The 18128-nt window shown below is 65.1% G+C and carries 13 protein-coding genes; 9 read left to right on the top strand and 4 right to left on the bottom strand.

The features are described 5' to 3' along the window. The first annotated feature begins 5 nt into the window (after positions 1 to 5). Entirely contained in the window at positions 6 to 383 is a 378-nt protein-coding gene (locus tag RT688_RS04315) for a type II secretion system protein (protein WP_313703613.1), read from the top strand. After that, on the top strand, positions 377 to 1159 hold the full coding sequence (locus tag RT688_RS04310; RefSeq protein WP_313703612.1) for a type II secretion system protein: 783 nt from the start codon (positions 377 to 379) through the stop codon (positions 1157 to 1159). Before RT688_RS04315 ends, RT688_RS04310 begins: the two co-directional genes overlap by 7 nt. On the opposite strand, the gene murJ is transcribed toward RT688_RS04310, so the two are convergent. Beyond that, positions 1160 to 2710, bottom strand: coding sequence for a murein biosynthesis integral membrane protein MurJ (murJ, locus tag RT688_RS04305; RefSeq protein WP_313703611.1), 1551 nt, complete (start codon positions 2708 to 2710; stop codon positions 1160 to 1162). Positions 2711 to 2920: 210 nt separating this feature from the next. Between murJ and rpsT the strand changes: the two genes are divergently transcribed. After that, positions 2921 to 3187 (top strand): 30S ribosomal protein S20, encoded by a 267-nt coding sequence (gene rpsT, locus RT688_RS04300; protein ID WP_036216299.1) that lies wholly within the window; start codon positions 2921 to 2923, stop codon positions 3185 to 3187. Positions 3188 to 3467: 280 nt separating this feature from the next. Here the strand turns inward: rpsT and RT688_RS04295 are convergent, their stop codons facing one another. Further along, positions 3468 to 4274, bottom strand: coding sequence for a DUF2243 domain-containing protein (locus RT688_RS04295; protein WP_313703610.1), 807 nt, complete (start codon positions 4272 to 4274; stop codon positions 3468 to 3470). A gap of 451 nt (positions 4275 to 4725) precedes the next feature. Between RT688_RS04295 and RT688_RS04290 the strand changes: the two genes are divergently transcribed. Next, positions 4726 to 6957: an NADP-dependent isocitrate dehydrogenase gene (locus RT688_RS04290; RefSeq protein WP_313703609.1), complete on the top strand. Its 2232-nt coding sequence runs from the start codon at positions 4726 to 4728 to the stop codon at positions 6955 to 6957. A gap of 252 nt (positions 6958 to 7209) precedes the next feature. Here RT688_RS04290 and RT688_RS04285 read toward each other — a convergent pair whose 3' ends face one another. Continuing rightward, the gene (locus RT688_RS04285; RefSeq protein ID WP_313703608.1) at positions 7210 to 7770 is read right to left on the bottom strand and encodes a pseudouridine synthase; all 561 of its coding nucleotides are present in this window, start codon (positions 7768 to 7770) and stop codon (positions 7210 to 7212) included. Between the two features lie 195 nt (positions 7771 to 7965). On the opposite strand from RT688_RS04285, the gene icd reads away from it, so the two are divergent. After that, complete coding sequence (icd, locus tag RT688_RS04280; RefSeq protein ID WP_313703607.1) at positions 7966 to 9222, top strand: NADP-dependent isocitrate dehydrogenase; 1257 nt, start codon at positions 7966 to 7968, stop codon at positions 9220 to 9222. Between the two features lie 159 nt (positions 9223 to 9381). On the opposite strand, the gene RT688_RS04275 is transcribed toward icd, so the two are convergent. Beyond that, positions 9382 to 9585: a cold-shock protein gene (locus RT688_RS04275; RefSeq protein WP_020653506.1), complete on the bottom strand. Its 204-nt coding sequence runs from the start codon at positions 9583 to 9585 to the stop codon at positions 9382 to 9384. A 333-nt stretch (positions 9586 to 9918) separates the two neighbouring features. On the opposite strand from RT688_RS04275, the gene clpS reads away from it, so the two are divergent. From clpS to RT688_RS04255, 4 genes are all read left to right on the top strand, one after another. Then, complete coding sequence (gene clpS, locus RT688_RS04270; RefSeq protein WP_312549969.1) at positions 9919 to 10221, top strand: ATP-dependent Clp protease adapter ClpS; 303 nt, start codon at positions 9919 to 9921, stop codon at positions 10219 to 10221. Beyond that, positions 10218 to 12518 carry an ATP-dependent Clp protease ATP-binding subunit ClpA gene (gene clpA / locus RT688_RS04265; protein WP_313703606.1) on the top strand — a complete coding sequence of 767 codons (2301 nt, stop codon included), beginning with the start codon at positions 10218 to 10220 and terminating at the stop codon, positions 12516 to 12518. The genes clpS and clpA overlap by 4 nt, the downstream gene beginning before the upstream one ends. Positions 12519 to 12914: 396 nt before the next feature. Then, on the top strand, positions 12915 to 16265 hold the full coding sequence (locus tag RT688_RS04260; RefSeq protein WP_313703605.1) for a S41 family peptidase: 3351 nt from the start codon (positions 12915 to 12917) through the stop codon (positions 16263 to 16265). 226 nt (positions 16266 to 16491) lie between these two features. Beyond that, positions 16492 to 18120 carry a methyl-accepting chemotaxis protein gene (locus RT688_RS04255; protein WP_313703604.1) on the top strand — a complete coding sequence of 543 codons (1629 nt, stop codon included), beginning with the start codon at positions 16492 to 16494 and terminating at the stop codon, positions 18118 to 18120. Positions 18121 to 18128: the final 8 nt, after the last annotated feature.

The following is an 18128-nucleotide window of genomic DNA, read 5'->3' as shown; positions in this document are numbered from 1 at the left end:
TCTTCATGCATAAACCGCGCGGCTTCACCCTGATCGAACTGCTGGTGGTGCTCGGTATCGTGGCCCTGCTCCTGACGTTGGCGGTGCCGCGCTTTTTCCCGAGCATCGACAAGACGAAGGAAACCATCCTGCTCGATAACCTGCGCAACACGCGCGCCGTGATCGACCAGTACCACGCCGACACCGGCCGCTATCCGGATTCGCTGGAGCAGCTGGTCGAAAGAAAATACCTGGCGCGGATGCCGGTCGACCCGATCACCGAAAGCGAGAGCACCTGGGTGCTGGTGCCGCCCGAGGAAGACGGAGCGCCGGGCGCCGTCTACGACATCCGCAGCGGCGCGCCGGGGAATGGCCGCGACGGCCGCCCCTACGCCGAATGGTAGCGCGGCGCGCACGCTCGCCCGACGCCGGCTTCACCTACGTCGGCCTGGTGATCTTCGTGGCGATCCTGGGGCTGGTGGGGGCAGCGACGCTGAAGGTCGACTCCCTGCTGCGCCGCGTGGCCGCCGAACAGGAGCTGCTCGAGATCGGGGCCGAATACAGCGAAGCCCTGCGCAGCTATGCCGCCGCCACGCCGCGCGGTTATCCGACCGCGCCGCCGACCATGCGGGAGCTGCTCAAGGATCCGCGCTTTCCCGGCACGCGCCGCCACCTGCGCAAGATCTACGTCGATCCGGTCACGGGCAGGCAGGAGTGGGGCTTCGTCTACCAGGGAGACAAGACAGGGGTGCTGGCGGTGTACAGCCTGTCGCAGGCCCAGCCGCTGAAGCAGGCGAATTTCGACGCCCGTTTCCAGAATTTCGAGAACAAGCAGCACCTGTCGGAGTGGAAGTTCACGGCCGCCGGCACCGGCGCCAGTGCATCGCCGGCAGCGAATGGACTGCCGCCGCCGAATCAGCCTAACCCGCCGGACATCCCGAATCCGGCGCCGCTGTTCCCGGCGCCCGGGACGGAGCCGCCGGCGCCGGCTGTCCCGCCGGTGCCGCCCCCGCCGGAGCCGGCCGACCCGCGCATCGAAGCGCCGAAAACGCCGCCGGACAACGACGCCGAGCCGGAGAAGGAGCGCGAGGAGCCGCCAGCCCCGCCGGAGCCGGCCGACGCCGAACCGGCGCCGCCCGCCGAGCCGCCGCCGAACGAAGGGCGGCAGGGCGGACGGTGATTACTTGGCGCGGCGCTTGAAGTCGCGCGGGCGGAAGCCCAGGGCGCCGAGCACGCCGAAATAGCAGATGCCGCACACGGCGATGATGCCGAGCAGGGCGCCGCCGCGCAGCAGCGGATGGGCGCGCAGCGCGATCCAGTCGAACTGGACCTGGCAGAACCAGGCCACCGCGCCCATGACCGACACGGCCACCACCAGCTTGAGGAAGAAGGCGCCCCAGCCCGGCTGCGGCACGTAGATGTTACGGCGACGCAGCCCATGGTAGAGCAGGGCGGCGTTCAGGCAGGCGGCGACGCCGATCGATAGCGCCAGTCCGGCGACGCCGAACAGCGGCACGAAGACCAGGTTCATCAGCTGCGTCGCGACCAGCACGCCGACCGCGATCTTCACCGGTGTGCGCACTTCCTGGCGCGCGAAGAAGGCCGGGGCCAGGGTTTTCACCAGGATGAAGCCGAGCAGGCCGGCGCTGTAGGCCATCAGCGGCAGCGACGAGGCGTTCACGTCGGCCGCGTCGAAGGCGCCGTAGTGGAACAGGGTGGAGATCATCGGCGTGGCCAGGGTGGCCAGGCCGACCGCCGCCGGGATCGACAGCAGGAAGGTCAGGCGCAGGCCCCAGTCCAGCAGGGACGAGTATTCCTGGGTGTCGCCTTCGGTGTTGGCCTTCGCCAGGCCAGGCAGCAGGATGGTGCCCAGGGCCACGCCGAGCAGGGCGGTCGGCAGCTCCATCAGCCGGTCCGCATACTGCAGCGCGGTGACGGCGCCGGCCGCCAGGCTGGCGGCAATCGTCGTGTTGATCAAGAGGCTGATCTGGGCCGCGGCGACGGCGAACACGGCCGGCCCCATCTTGCCCAGCATGCGGCGCACGCCGGCGTCGCGCAGGCCGGTGAAGGGGTTGATCGACAGGCGCGGCAGCATGCCGAGCTTGATCAGCGGCGGCAGCTGCAGCGCGACCTGCAGGATGCCGCCGATGCAGACGCCCGCCGCCATCGCATAGATCGGTTGCGTAAAGTAGTCGGACAGCACGACCGCGGCGAAGATGAAAGACAGGTTCAGCAGCACTGGCGTAAAGGCCGGAATCTTGAACTGGCGCCAGGTATTGAGCACGCCGCTGGCCATGGCGACGAAGGCCATGCAGGCGATGTAGGGGAACATCAGGCGCGTCATCACGACCGCCGCGTCGAACGCGGCCGGCTCGCGCTGCAGGCCGCCGCCGATCCAGTAGATCAGTACCGGCGCGGCCAGGATGCCGACGATGCTGGTCACCATGGTGGCCCAGATCAGGACGGTGGCCACGTGGTCGACCAGGGTCTTGGTCGCTTCCTGGCCGTGTTTCGTCTTGTATTCGGTCAGGATCGGCACGAAGGCCTGCGAGAAGGCGCCCTCGGCGAACAGGCGCCGCAGCAGGTTCGGCAGGCGGAAGGCGATGTTGAAGGCGTCGGTGAAGTTCGAGGCGCCGAAGGTGGCGGCGAACAGACTTTCGCGCAGCAGGCCCGTGATGCGGGATACCATGGTCATGCTGGAAATTGCAGCGAGGGTCTTGAGCAGATTCATGGGGCGTTATTATAGCTGGGCAACACCCCTGCACACGGCTGATCTCGCGAGAATAGTGAATTATGAATTGCCCGGATGGGATTCCTTCGCTATAATCGTGGGCTGTACTGAATTCTGTTAGCAGACACTTATGTTTGGCAGGCACTGGAATGGGCCAGTTTGACTCGCTAATGTTTGCAAACGCAACTTGACCCCGATTTAGGAAATTCCATGGCAAATACCGCACAAGCGCGCAAACGCGCTCGTCAAGCAGTTAAGCAAAACGCACACAACAGCGCTCAGCGTTCGACCCTGCGTACCGCAATCAAGGCCGTCCGCAAAGCCATCCAGGCTGGCGACAAGGCCGCTGCAACCACCATCTTCCAGCAGTCCGTGTCGACCATCGACAGCATCGCTGACAAGAAGATCATCCACAAGAACAAGGCCGCTCGCCACAAGAGCCGCCTGGCTGCTGCTCTGAAAGCCCTGTCGGCCTAATAGACCGGTTGGCGCGCGGCCTTGGCCGCGCAGGCAGTACAGTGGAAGAAAGACCCGCCCGACTTTGGTCCCGGCGGGTTTTTCCGCTTGTGCGCTTGGGTTTGTAGGGTGGACACCTGTGTCCACGCGGTTTCACCGGTTGAAAGGACGCGGCGCGGATCGCGAGCGCACGACAGCGTGGACACAGGTGTCCACCCTACGAAAAACCGGGCCTCGTAGGGTGGGTACTCGTACCCACCGCTTGTTCATGCGATGAAAACGGTGGGTTCGAGAACCCACCCTACGACCCCTTCGCCGAGGTCCAGGCCAGGCAGCCCACCGCCAGCATCGAATTGCTGACCAGGAAAGCCCCGTGCCGGTAGAGCAGGGGCGTTTTATTCTGGTCGGCCACGTCCAGCGCCCACACGTCCCCCGACGGCGCCGACCACAGGATGCGCCCGTCGACCGCCTCGATTCCGGCGAACACCTGGTTCGGCGTGGTGCCTGGCTTGAAGAACACCATCACCGTATTCACGCCCGGCGGCGGCAGCGCGGCCACCGGCGCGCCCACCAGAACGGCCAGCACCAGCGCCGCGGCGCCCGCCTTGCCGCCGAGGGCGCCGGAATCCGTATCGCGCCGCAGCCACCAGCCCAGCGCGGCAACCGCCACCCCGAACACGACGAACCACAGCACATCCCAGAACAGCACGTTGTCGCTGTCGAGCCGGATGCGGTGGATGCCGAGCACCCAGTGCGAGAGCACGCCGTCGATCATGTGCCAGGCGCCGAAACCGATCGCCGCGTTCGCCAGCAGCAGCCGGTCGCCGCCCGGCGCGCCGAAGCTGTGCCGGCCCTTCCAGAGTTTCCACAGCCCGGCGAGCGCGATCGCATACATCAACAAGTGGAACAGGCCGTCGGCCAGGATCTGCACCCGGATGTCCTGGAAGGGCGGGCGCGTGACCAGCGACAGCAGGTGATGCCACTGCAGGATCTGGTGCAGCAGGATGCCGTCGAAAAAGCCGCCGAGCGCGAAGCCGAGCAGGAAGCCGGCCCAGCCGAGGGCGCGTAGTGCGGGGATGGCGTGGGCGTCGGACTGGCGGACGGTCATGGCGGCTCCTGTCGAATGATCCTGGCGCTGAAAAGCGGATGGCACATGCTAGCGCGTTGGCGTAGGCGGGCGCGCCGGGGAGGGCGCCGCGGCCCGATTTTCCGAGCGTAAACGCAGCGCGCTCGACGCCGCTGGCCGGCGGCAGGCCTGCGGCCACCGGCCCGAAGCGGGTCGCCGGATCGCTAAACCGGTAGCGCAGCGTAAAATACTGGTGCATAATGTGAAACGCGCGTCTTATGTCTTATAGAAGACTTGCGGCGCAGCCGGGAGAACGCCAAGCGCGCCGAGCGGCCGGGAACACCCTTCGCGCTCTGTCCATCGCGCTCTGGGCGGAGTAGTATCGGAGTAGTATGATCCATCGAGCGCGGCGCATACCATGCGAGCGCAGGCAGGCGTTACTTATCAAGTTTTACACATCGCGAACCCTTCGCGATAACCGAGGAAATAGTGCATGAGCAGTGATCCGACCATCATCTACACCCTGACCGACGAGGCGCCGCTGCTGGCGACCCACGCCTTCCTGCCTGTCGTCAGCACCTTCACCAAGGCTGCGGGTATCCGCGTCGAGCAGGCCGACATCTCGGTCGCCGCACGTATCCTGGCCCAGTTCCCGGAGCGCCTGACCCCGGAACAGCGCGTCCCCGACGTCCTGAGCGAGCTGGGCAAGAAGACCCTGGAGCCGGACGCGAACATCATCAAGCTGCCGAACATTTCCGCATCGGTCGGCCAGCTGGTCGCCGCGATCAAGGAACTGCAGGGCAAGGGATACGACCTGCCGGACTACCCGGCCGACCCGAAGACCGACGAAGAGAAGGCCATCAAGGCCAAGTATGCCAAGTGCATCGGCTCGTCCGTGAACCCGGTCCTGCGCGAAGGTAACTCGGACCGCCGCGCACCGAAGGCGGTCAAGGAATACGCACGCAAGAACCCGCACTCGATGGGCGAATGGTCGCCGGCCTCGCGCACCCACGTGTCGCACATGACCCACGGCGACTTCTACCACGGCGAAAAGTCGATGACCCTCGACCGCGCGCGTGAAGTCAAGATGGAACTGATCACCAAGAGCGGCCAGACCATCGTCCTGAAACCGAAGGTCGCGCTGCAGGACGGCGAGATCATCGACTCGATGTTCATGAGCCGCAAGGCCCTGCTCGAGTTCTACGAGAAGCAGATCGAAGACGCGAAGAACACCGGCGTGCTGTTCTCGCTGCACGTGAAGGCGACGATGATGAAGGTCTCGCACCCGATCGTCTTCGGCCACTGCGTGCGCATGTTCTACAAGGACGCCTTCGCCAAGCACGGCGCGCTGTTCGACAGCCTCGGCATCAACGTCAACAACGGCATGGCCGACCTGTACAACAAGATCGCCGACCTGCCGGCCTCGCAGCGCGAAGAAATCGAGCGCGACCTGCACGCCTGCCAGGAACACCGTCCGGCGCTGGCCATGGTCGACTCGGCCAAGGGCATCACCAACTTCCACTCGCCGAACGACGTCATCGTCGACGCATCGATGCCTGCGATGATCCGCGCCGGCGGCAAGATGTACGGCGCCGATGGCCGCCTGAAGGAAGTCAAGGCCGTCATCCCGGAATCGACTTTTGCGCGCATCTACCAGGAAGTCATCAACTTCTGCAAGTGGCACGGCGCCTTCGATCCGAAGACCATGGGCACGGTCCCGAACGTGGGCCTGATGGCCCAGCAGGCCGAGGAATACGGTTCGCACGACAAGACCTTCGAGATCAGCGAAGACGGCGTGGCCAACATCACCGACATCGCCACCGGCGAAGTGCTGATGAGCCAGAACGTCGAGCAGGGCGACATCTGGCGCATGTGCCAGGTGAAGGATGCCCCGATCCGCGACTGGGTCAAGCTGGCGGTCACCCGCGCGCGCAACTCGGGCATGCCGGCCGTGTTCTGGCTCGACCCGTACCGTCCGCACGAGAACGAACTGATCAAGAAGGTCAAGACCTACCTGAAGGATCACGACACGACCGGCCTGGACATCCAGATCATGTCGCAGGTGCGCGCGATGCGCTACACCCTGGAGCGCGTCAAGCGCGGCCTGGACACCATCTCGGTGACCGGCAACATCCTGCGCGACTACCTGACCGACCTGTTCCCGATCCTGGAACTGGGCACCAGCGCCAAGATGCTGTCGATCGTTCCGCTGATGGCCGGCGGCGGCATGTACGAAACCGGCGCCGGCGGCTCGGCGCCGAAGCACGTGCAGCAGCTGACCGAAGAGAACCACCTGCGTTGGGATTCGCTGGGCGAATTCCTGGCGCTGGCCGTCTCGCTGGAAGACCTTGGCATCAAGACCGGCAACGCCAAGGCCAAGATCCTGGCCAAGACGCTCGACGCCGCCACCGGCAAGCTGCTGGACAACCGCAAGTCGCCGTCGCCGAAGACCGGCGAGCTCGACAACCGCGGCAGCCAGTTCTACCTGTCGCTGTACTGGGCCCAGGAACTGGCCGCGCAGAGCGAGGACGCCGAACTGGCGGCTCACTTCGCACCGCTGGCCAAGGCCCTGGCCGAGAACGAGCAGAAGATCGTCGCCGAACTGCTGGAAGTGCAGGGCAAGCCGGCCGACATCGGCGGCTACTACAAGGCGGACGACGCCAAGGTGAAAGCCGTGATGCGTCCTAGCGCGACCTTCAACAGCGCGCTGGAAACCATCGCCTGATAGGGAAGTGTGCGCGGTGCTGCCGCGCAGTTTGATGTAAAAGAAAACCCGCCGGTCCTTTCGGACCCGGCGGGTTTTTATTTGGTCGGAAGCGTCAAACGTGGGGACGTAGGGTGGACGGGTTTCCCGTCCACGCGTTCAACCAGCGGATGATTGCTCGTACAGTCGATCGCTGCGGGTGTCGATATCGTGCCGGATGATCTTGCTGCAAACTATCGCCGCGTGGACGGCAGTGCCGTCCACCCTACGGCTCTATTTCCGCAACTCCGCCACCGGCACCTCCACATATTCCCCCGGCATCAGGGGATGCGTCGCCAGCGAAAACGGCCCGATGCTGCTGCGCACCAGCCGCAGCGTCGGCAACCCGACCGCCGCCGTCATGCGCCGCACCTGCCGGTTCTTGCCTTCCTCCAGCGTGATGGCGATCCAGCTGGTCGGCTTGTCGGCCCGCACGCGGATCGGCGGATTGCGCGGCCACAGCCATTCGGGCTCGGCGATGCGCACCGCGCGGCAGGGCTTGGTAACAAAATCGCCCAGGTCGAGCGGCGCTTGCAGGCGCGCCAACGCGGCGGCGTCGGCGATGCCGTCCACCTGCACCAGGTAGGTCTTGGCTTCCTTGTGGTCGGGGTGGGCGATCTTGTGCTGCAGCTTGCCGTCGTCGGTGAGGAGCATCAGGCCCTCGCTGTCGGCATCGAGCCGGCCGGCCGGGTAGACGTTCGGAACCTTGACGTAGTCGGCGAGCGATTCGCGGCCTTCCTGCGGGCTGAACTGGCATAGCACCTGGAAGGGTTTGTTGAAGAGGATGAGGGCCATGGAAGAGGGTGAGGAAATCGGGACGGGGTGCCGGGCGTGGCGCGGGGCACGATACTGGTGCATAATGCAAGAGACAACATGATGTCTTATACAAGACTCGCAACCACTATTGTAATGCAGTTCGCAGGCCATGCCTGAGGCCGCGGCATTGCAGAGCGCCGTGCGACCCGCCGTGCGACCATTTTGGAGAACACGATGTACCAGCATATCAACGTACCCGCCGACGGCCAGAAGATCACCGTCAACGCCGACTTCTCGCTGAATGTACCGGACCACCCGATCATCCCCTACATCGAGGGCGACGGCACCGGGATCGACATCAGCCCGGTGATGCTCAAGGTGGTCGACGCGGCGGTGGCCAGGGCCTACGGCGGGTCGCGCCGGATCCGCTGGATGGAAATCTACGCCGGCGAGAAGTCGACCAATGTCTACGGCCCGGACGTGTGGCTGCCGGCCGAAACCCTGGACGCGGTCAAGGAATACGTGGTCTCGATCAAGGGCCCGCTGACCACGCCGGTCGGCGGCGGCATCCGCTCGCTCAACGTGGCGCTGCGCCAGGAACTCGACCTTTATGTCTGCCTGCGCCCGGTGCGCTATTTCGCCGGCGTGCCCTCGCCGCTGAAGCAGCCGGAAAAGACCCACATGGTCATCTTCCGCGAAAACTCGGAAGACATCTACGCCGGCATCGAATGGGCCGAAGGCTCGGAAGGCGTCAAGAAACTGATCGACTTCCTGACCAATGAAATGGGCGTCAGGAAGATCCGCTTCCCGGAGACCTCGGGCCTGGGCATCAAGCCGGTCTCGCGCGAAGGCACCGAGCGCCTGGTGCGCAAGGCGATCCAGTACGCAATCGACAACGACAAGCCCTCGGTGACCCTGGTTCACAAGGGCAATATCATGAAGTACACCGAAGGCGGTTTCCGCGACTGGGGCTACGCCCTGGCGCAGCGCGAATTCGGCGCCGAACTGATCGACGGCGGCCCATGGTGCAAGTTCAAGAATCCGAAGACCGGACGCGACATCGTCATCAAGGATTCGATCGCCGACGCCTTCCTGCAACAGATCCTGCTGCGTCCGGCCGAGTACAGCGTGATCGCTACCCTGAATCTGAATGGCGACTATATCTCGGACGCATTGGCGGCCCAGGTCGGCGGCATCGGCATTGCGCCGGGCGCCAACATGTCGGATTCGGTTGCGATGTTCGAGGCCACCCACGGCACCGCGCCGAAGTATGCCGGCAAGGATTACGTGAACCCGGGTTCGCTGATCCTGTCGGCCGAAATGATGCTGCGCCATATGGGCTGGACCGAGGCAGCCGACCTGATCATTTCGGCGATGGAGAAGGCGATCCAGTCGAAACGCGTCACGTATGACTTTGCCCGTTTGATGGAAGGCGCAACCCAGGTATCGTGCTCGGGCTTTGGCGAGGTGATGATCGAGCAGATGCAATAATCACGCAATCATTTGATCTGAATCGAAAGCCCCGCCATGAAAGGCGGGGCTTTTCTTTTATAGGGCAGGGCCCATATGCGAGAGAATAGCCCTATCCAAATAGATAGGTAAAAAAAACCCCGCCTGGGCGGGGTTCTTCGCGTGCTTCCGCAGGGATGATTACATGCCCTGGATGTTGGAAGCTTGCTTGCCTTTAGGGCCTTGCGTGACTTCGAATTGGACTTTCTGACCTTCTTTGAGGGTCTTAAAACCGTTCATGTTGATTGCGGAGAAGTGTGCAAACAGATCCTCGCCGCCGTCATCTGGAGTGATGAAGCCAAAGCCTTTGGAATCATTGAACCACTTAACAGTACCAGTTGCCATAAAAGAACTTTCAAATTTAAACAAATCACACGAGCCATAAAAGCAAGAAGCTTCTTGCCCCCTCCTCAGCCTGCTCACTTCTTATCAACAAGTACATAAGTACAAGTCAATGTTTGCATTGTTGATGGACTAATCTTGTAAGTCAAGCCCTTTGATCGATGTGTTGCTAAATTCTTCACACGACCTGCAAAGCCAGCTCTTGATTTCTGCAATCGGAACGCCATCTGCGCTTTCAACGGAAAACAAGTAAGATGAAGGCGAGTCGAAGTGAACTGATCGAGGTGATCTGATCTTTACGCTTGGCATCATCCTTGAAAGCATTAGAATACGTCCATGGCAACCAAGCACGATACCGAACAGCTGCTGGAGCGGCAGATTGTAAAACCACCGCCCCTGTATCAGGTGGCGTTGCTGAATGACGACTACACGCCGATGGAGTTCGTGGTCGCTATCATTCAGGAGTACTTCAACAAGGATCGCGAGACAGCGACGCAGATCATGCTTTCCGTACACCGTCACGGCAAAGGCGTGTGCGGCGTGTTTTCCAAAGATATAGCGTGTACCAAAGTGGAGTTTGTCTTAACGCATGCGCGTAAGGCAGGGCACCCCCTGCAGTGCGTGATGGAGGAAGTATGATTGCGCAGGAACTTGAAGTATCCCTACACATGGCCTTTGTCGAAGCTCGACAGGCACGGCACGAGTTCATTACCGTGGAGCACCTGCTGCTTGCGCTCCTCGATAATCCCTCGGCCGCTGAAGTCCTGCGTGCATGCGCCGTCAACATCGACGATCTGCGCAAGACCTTGACCAATTTTATCGGTGACAACACCCCGACCGTGCCGGGCACGGGCGAGGTCGACACCCAGCCGACGCTCGGCTTCCAGCGCGTGATCCAGCGTGCGATCATGCATGTGCAGTCGGCGTCGAACGGCAAGAAGGAAGTCACCGGCGCGAATGTGCTGGTCGCGATCTTCGGCGAGAAGGACTCGCATGCCGTTTACTACCTGCACCAGCAGGGCGTGACCCGCCTCGACGTGGTGAACTTCATCTCGCACGGCGTGCGCAAGGACCAGCAGATCGACAGCCAGAAGGCGTCGGAAGGCGTGGAAGAGGCGCAGGTCGAAGGCGCGACGAAGGAAAGCCCGCTCGACCAGTTCACCCAGAACCTGAACAAGTCGGCCGCCGACGGCAAGATCGATCCGTTGATCGGTCGCGAAGAGGAAGTCGACCGCGTGATCCAGATCCTCTGCCGCCGCCGCAAGAACAATCCGCTGCTCGTGGGCGAGGCCGGCGTCGGCAAGACCGCGATCGCGGAAGGGCTGGCATGGCGCATCGTCCAGGAAGACGTGCCCGAGATCCTGCAGAATGCCGTCGTGTATTCGCTGGATATGGGCGCGCTGCTGGCCGGCACCAAGTACCGCGGCGACTTCGAACAGCGCCTGAAGGCCGTCCTCAAGCAATTGAAGGACACGCCGAACGGCATCCTGTTCATCGACGAGATCCACACGATCATCGGCGCCGGCTCGGCATCGGGCGGCACGCTGGACGCCTCGAACCTGCTGAAACCGGCCCTGGCCAACGGCCAGCTCAAGTGCATCGGCGCGACCACGTTCACGGAATTCCGCGGCGTGTTCGAGAAGGACCATGCACTCTCCCGCCGCTTCCAGAAGGTGGATGTAAACGAGCCGTCGGTCGAGCAGACCGTGCAGATCCTGCGTGGCCTGAAGTCGCGCTTCGAAGAGCACCACGGCGTGAAGTACTCGTCGTCGGCGCTGTCGACCGCGGCCGAACTGGCGGCGCGCTTCATCAATGACCGTCACCTGCCCGACAAGGCGATCGACGTCATCGACGAAGCGGGCGCGGCCCAGCGCATCCTGCCGAAGTCGAAGCAGAAGAAGACCATCGGCAAGACCGAGATCGAGGAAATCATCGCCAAGATCGCGCGTATTCCACCGCAGACCGTCAACCAGGACGACCGCAGCAAGCTGCAGACGATCGACCGCGACCTGCGCAACGTCGTCTTCGGCCAGGACCCGGCGATCGACGCGCTGGCATCGGCCATCAAGATGGCGCGCGCGGGCCTGGGCAAGCAGGACAAGCCGATCGGCTCCTTCCTGTTCTCGGGTCCGACCGGCGTCGGCAAGACCGAGGTCGCCAAGCAGCTGGCCTTCATCCTCGGCATCGAGCTGATCCGCTTCGACATGTCCGAGTACATGGAGCGCCACGCCGTGTCGCGCCTGATCGGTGCGCCGCCGGGCTACGTCGGCTTCGACCAGGGCGGCCTGCTGACCGAGGCCATCACCAAGAAGCCGCACGCGGTGCTGCTGCTGGACGAGATCGAAAAGGCCCACCCGGACATTTTCAACATCCTGCTGCAGGTGATGGACCACGGCACGCTGACCGACAACAACGGACGCAAGGCCGACTTCCGCAACGTGATCATCATCATGACCACGAACGCGGGCGCCGAAAGCCTGACCAAGCGTTCGGTCGGCTTCGTGGATGCGCGTGCGACCGGCGACGAGATGGCCGACATCAAGCGCATGTTCACGCCGGAGTTCCGCAACCGCCTGGATGCGATCATCAGCTTCCGTGCGCTGGACGAGGACATCATCCTGCGCGTCGTGGACAAGTTCCTGATGCAGCTGGAAGAGCAGCTGCACGAGAAGAAGGTGGAAGCCGTCTTCACCGAGAAGCTGCGCAAGTTCCTGGCTTCGAAGGGCTTCGATCCGCAGATGGGCGCCCGTCCGATGTCGCGCCTGATCCAGGACATGATCCGTAAGGCCCTGGCCGACGAGCTGCTGTTCGGCCGCCTGGTCAACGGTGGCCGCGTGACCGTGGACCTGAACGAGAAGGACGACGTCATCCTCGAGTTCCCGGAAGGCGACGCCCTGCCGCCGCCGGCCCCGGCCGAGACGGTCGAGATCGAGTAATTCCGGTCTCTCCCAAGAAACCGCGCCTTGTGCGCGGTTTTTTTATGGGCGGCGAATAGCGCGAGCTTCGTAGGGTGGGCGCCCTGTGCCCACGCGGAACGACGAGCCGTATTGATGTTCGCATGTGCGCACACACATCCCATCTCCGGAAGGTCTCATGAGGCATCTCGTTGGCCCTCGTCGTCATGGTAAGGCGACGGAGTGAAAAGTCGCGGTAAGCAACCCCGGGCCAACACGTAACGCGTGGGCACGGGGCGCCCACCCTACGGTTATTTCCCGAGCCATCGATACGGTTCGACGCAGCGGGGTGGGCAGGTTTTTTTGCTTGTATGCACGTCAACGCATCCGCGCACTGTGGCAAACTGATGCTCTTTTGCAACCTTTGCCACCGTGTCCATGAACGTCTCCCGCACCATCCTCGCGCTGTCGCTGGCGCTGATCGGCAGCCAGGCTGCCGCCGCCGACCCTTACTTCCGTTTCCCCGCCGTGCGCGGCGACACCGTCGTCTTCACCGCCGAGGGCGACCTCTGGCGCACGACCGTGAACGGCGGCAAGGCCACGCGCCTGACTACCCACCCGAATGCGGAAACCCACGCCGCCATCTCGCACGACGGCAAGTTCGTGGCCTTCGCCGCTTCCTACGAGGGCGCGCAGGAAGCCTATGTGATGCCGCTCGAGGGCGGCCTGCCCAAGCGCATCACCTTCGAGAACGGCGGCGTCACCGTGCTGGGCTGGACCGCGCAGGGCGAGGTACTGGTCAGCACCGAGAACTCGGTCGGGCCATCGAAGCACCGCGTCGTGGCCGCGCTCGACCCGGTCAAGATGACGCGCCGCGTACTGCCGCTGGCCGACGCCAACGATGCCGTGCTCGACGACAGCGGCCGCACCGTCTGGTTCACGCGCATGGGCCTGACGATGACGAACGATAACGTCAAGTCCTACCGCGGCGGGGCCACCGCCCAGCTGTGGCGCTACGAGCTGGGATCGAAGGGCGAGGCCCAGCAGCTGTTCAAAGGCGACAATGCCAACAACCGCCGCGCCATGTGGTGGCAGGGGCGCCTCTACTACATCAGCGACGCCGGCGGCGCCGACAACATCTGGACCTCGAACCCGGACGGTTCCGACCGCCGCCAGCTGACGAACCACAAGGAATGGGACGTGCGCAATGCCTCGCTGGGCAACGGGCGCATCGCCTACCAGCTCGGCGCCGACCTGCGCGTGTTCGACATCGCCAGCGGCGGCGACACCCGCCTGAACGCCAGCCTGCTGTCGGACTTCGACCAGCAGCGCCTGCGCCGCGTGAAGTCGCCGCTCGATGCGCTGACCGGCATCGAGCTGGCCAACAAGGCCGAGCGCATCGTGATCACCGCGCGCGGCCGGGTGACGATCGCCGGCACCGGCAGCTATCGCCGCGTCGAGATCGCGGTGCCGGATGGCGCGCGCGCCCGCAGCGCCGTCTTCAGCCACGACGACAAGTGGGTCTATGCCATCGTCGACGCCAGCGGCGAGAACGAGATCTGGCGCTATGCGGCGGACGGCTCGGGCAAGGGCGAGCGCCTGACCATGGACGGCGCCTCGCACCGTTCCAGCCTGTATCCGTCGCCGGACGGCCGCTGGCTGGCCCACACCGACAAGAAGGGCCGCACCTGGCTGCTCGACCTCGACAAGAAGACCAACGTCGTCATCGACGACGCCGGCCAAGCCGGCCTGGACCAGCCCGACCAGGTCGTGTGGTCGCCCGACAGCCGCAACCTGGCGTTCGTGCGCGTCGGCAGCATGGAGCAGCGCAACCAGATCGGCATGTATAACCTGGCGAGCCGCCAGATGAGCTTTGTCACGACCGACCGCTTCGAGTCCAGCTCGCCTGCCTTCTCGCCGGACGGGAAGTGGCTCTACTTCCTGTCGGCGCGCCACTTCAACCTGGGGAACAACTCGCCCTGGGGCGACCGCAACATGGGGCCGGTGTTCGATAACCGTGTCGGCGTCTACGCGCTGGCGCTGCAGCCGGGGACCCGCTTCCCGTTCAAGCCGGAAGACGAATTGACCAAGCCGGAAGAGAAGTCGCCCGAGGCCGCGGCGCGCGAAGCGATCAAAGCGCCCGGCGCCGACGATGCCGAGAAGAGCGCGGCGGTTGCCGCTGCCGTGGCCGCGAGCGCCAGCGTCGCCGGCAAGGACAAGCCGAAGGCGCCGACGCCGGCGATCGTCTATGCCGGCCTGCGCGAGCGCCTCTACGAGGTGCCGGTCGCACCGGGCAACTACCGCGCGCTGGCGCTCGACGACAAGCGCCTCTACCTCCTCGATTCCGACGACGGCCAGAAGGGCACGCTCAAGACCCTGGAGATCTCGCGCAACGCGCCGAAGCCCGAGACCTTCGTCGCCAACGTGCGCGAGTTCGGCCTGACCCAGGACCGCAAGCACATCTTCTACCGCACTTACGCCAAGGGCACGCCGGGCGACATGCTGATCGTCGACGCCGGCGCCAAGGCCCCGGCGGATCTCACCCGCGCCAAGGTCAAGGTCGACGACTGGGCGGTGAGCTCGAACCCGCGCATGGAATGGGTCCAGATGTTCAACGACGCCCGGCGCATGCACCGCGACTTCCTGTACGACGCCAACATGCGCGGCGTCGACTGGAAGGCCGTGCGCGCCCGCTACGCGCCGCTGGTCGAGCGCGTCACCGACCGCGCCGAACTGGACGACGTGCTGGGCATGATGGTCGGCGAAGTCGGCGCCCTGCATTCGCAGATCCGTCCGGGCGACGTGCGCCGCGCCCCGAGCGAGGGCACGCCGTCCAGCCTGGGCGCGGTGCTGACCCGCACCGGCGAGGGCTACCGCGTCGACCGCGTCTACCGCAGCGAGCCGGAACTGCCGTCGGAGGCCGGGCCGCTGTCGGCGCCGGACGTCGACGTCAAGGAAGGCGACGTCATCACGATGGTCAACGGCAAGTCGCTGCCTGAGGCGCGCGACATCGCCGACCTGCTGCTCGACCAGGCCGACAAGCAGGTGCTGCTGCAGGTGAAGAGCCCTGGCGGCAAGCCGCGTTCGGTGATCGTCACGCCGGTATCCATGATGCGCCACGCCAGCCTGCGCTATTCGGACTGGGAGCAGGGCAGGGCCCAGCAGGCCGACGCCGCCTCGAAGGGCCGGATCGGCTACCTGCACCTGCGCGCGATGGGCGCGCGCGACATCAACGCCTTTGCCCGCGACTTCTACGCCAACATCAACAAGGAAGGCCTGATCATCGACGTGCGCCGCAACAACGGCGGCAACATCGACAGCTGGATCATCGAGAAGCTGCTGCGCCGCTCCTGGGCCTTCTGGTCTTCGAACGGCAAACAGCCGCAGTCGAACATGCAGAACACCTTCCGCGGCCACCTGGTCGTGCTGGTGGACGAGCTGACCTATTCCGACGGCGAGACGTTTGCCGCCGGCATCAAGGCCCTGAAGCTTGGGCCCCTGGTCGGCAAGCGCACCGCCGGCGCCGGCGTCTGGCTGAGCGACTCGACCGGCCTGAGCGACAACGGCATGGCGCGCGTGGCCGAGTTCGGCCAGTTCGGGGCGGACGGCGAGTGGCTGATCGAAGGCGTGGGCGTCGCCCCCGACGTCGAGGTCGACAACCTGCCGCACGAGACCTTCAACGGGCGCGACCGCCAGCTGGAAGTGGCGATCGAGCTCCTAGAGAACAAGATGAAGGAGCAGCCGGTCAAGCCGTGGAAGCCGGCGGCGATTCCGGCGTTGAAGCGGTGATGTTTGATCCGCGGCGTCCCGAGGACGCCGCGGATAGTTCGAATCGTGATGACGGTGGGTACAAGTACCCACCCTACGCCCTTGCCGACGTTCGTGACTCCGGTTTTGTAGGGTGGACACCTGTGTCCACGCGGTCTCAACGCCCGATCGGAGCCACACTTTCCACTTCATCAAGCCGTCACATTCCCGGCCTACACTGCGCGCATCCTCACTCCCCGTGACCCGCATGCGCTCTTTCAAGCTCCACACCGGCACCAAGATCCTCGGCGCCTTCGCCATCGTCTCCCTGGTCCTGCTCGTCATCGTGTCGAATGCGCTGTGGCGCATGCATGCGGCCGACGCGCTCACCGCCGACCTGGTGAACGACAAGCTGGCCAAGCAGCAGCTGGCCTCCGACCTGCTGGGCCTGGAGCGCCTGAACGGCTCGCGCACGCTGTCGGTCGCGCGCAGCGACAGCCTGGAGCTGGCCGACTACTTCCTGGCGCAGCTGGCCGAAGGGCGCCGCCAGGCCGAGTCCATCGAGGCCAAGTGGACAAAACTGCCCGCGAGCGAACGCGAAACCGCGCTGCTGGACGCCAGCGGCCGGCGCAAGGCCAGCCTCGCCGCCGCCCAGGCCGAGCTGCTGCGCGCCAAGGAGTTCGGCCAGACCCAGCTCGTGGAGGACATCATCGCCAGGCGCTGGGAACCGGCGTACCAGGCACGGGTCGGCGCGCTCGAGGCGCTGCTGGCGCACGAGAGCGGCGAAGCACATCGCCTGGCGGCGGAATCGGCCGCGGCCTCCAGCTTCAGCAAGGCCCTGCTGCTGGCGCTCGGCGCCGGCGCGCTCGTCATCGGCGCGCTGCTGGCCTGGCTGCTGACCCGGAACATCGTCGGCCCGCTGCAGCAGGCCGTCGCCCTGGCCGAGCAGGTCGCGCACGGCGACCTGCGCCCGACCATCGCCCACGATCGCAGCGACGAGATCGGCCGCCTGTTCGACGCCCTGAACGGCATGACGGGCGGCGTATCGAACACCGTGGCCCAGGTGCTGCAGGGCGCGGTCGCGATCGACTGCGCCTCGCACGAGATCGCCGACGGCAACCACGACCTGTCGCAGCGCACCGAGCGCCAGGCCGGCGCCTTGAAGCAGACCGTGACGGCGATGGCGGCCTTGACGGATGCGATCGCCGAGAACAATGCCAGCGCCCGGCGCGCCAACGCGCTGGCCCAGGCGGCATCTAGCGTCGCGGGCGAAGGCGCGGCGGCGGTCGAGCAGCTGGTCGCGCGCATGGGAGCGATCAAGGCCTCGGCCGCGCGCATCGTCGACATCACGGGCATGATCGACAGCATCGCCTTCCAGACCAATATCCTGGCCCTGAACGCGGCAGTGGAGGCGGCGCGCGCCGGCGCCGAGGGGCGCGGCTTCGCCGTGGTGGCCGCCGAAGTGCGCAGCCTGGCCCAGCACTCGGCCGGGGCGGCCAAGGAAATCAAGACCCTGATCGGCCGCTCCGCCGGCGAGATCGAGGCCGGCACCGGCATCGCCAACGCGGCCGGCGCCACCATGCGCGCGATGCTCGCGCACGTGCGCGACGTCGCCGCGATCCTGGACGCCATCGACACCGCCAGCGCCGGCCAGGCCGGCGGCGTGGCCCAGCTCGGCCAGGCGATCGCCGAGATGGACTTGTCGACCCAGCAGAACGCGGCGATGGTGGAACAGGCCGGGGGAGCCGCCGAATCGATGCGCGCGCAGGCGGCCGAGCTGGCGCGCCTGGTCGCCACCTTCAGGCTGCGCGACGAGGCAACCGACGAGGCGGCGGACGCGCCGGAAAACGAGGCGCCCGCCGCAGCGCCGCGGCTGCCGGCCCTGGTCGCCGCCTGACTAGCTGG

The sequence above is a fragment of the Massilia sp. genome (assembly GCF_032106685.1).
Lineage (GTDB): Bacteria > Pseudomonadota > Gammaproteobacteria > Burkholderiales > Burkholderiaceae_D > Telluria.
This window is presented reverse-complemented; position numbering and strand designations above follow the sequence as displayed.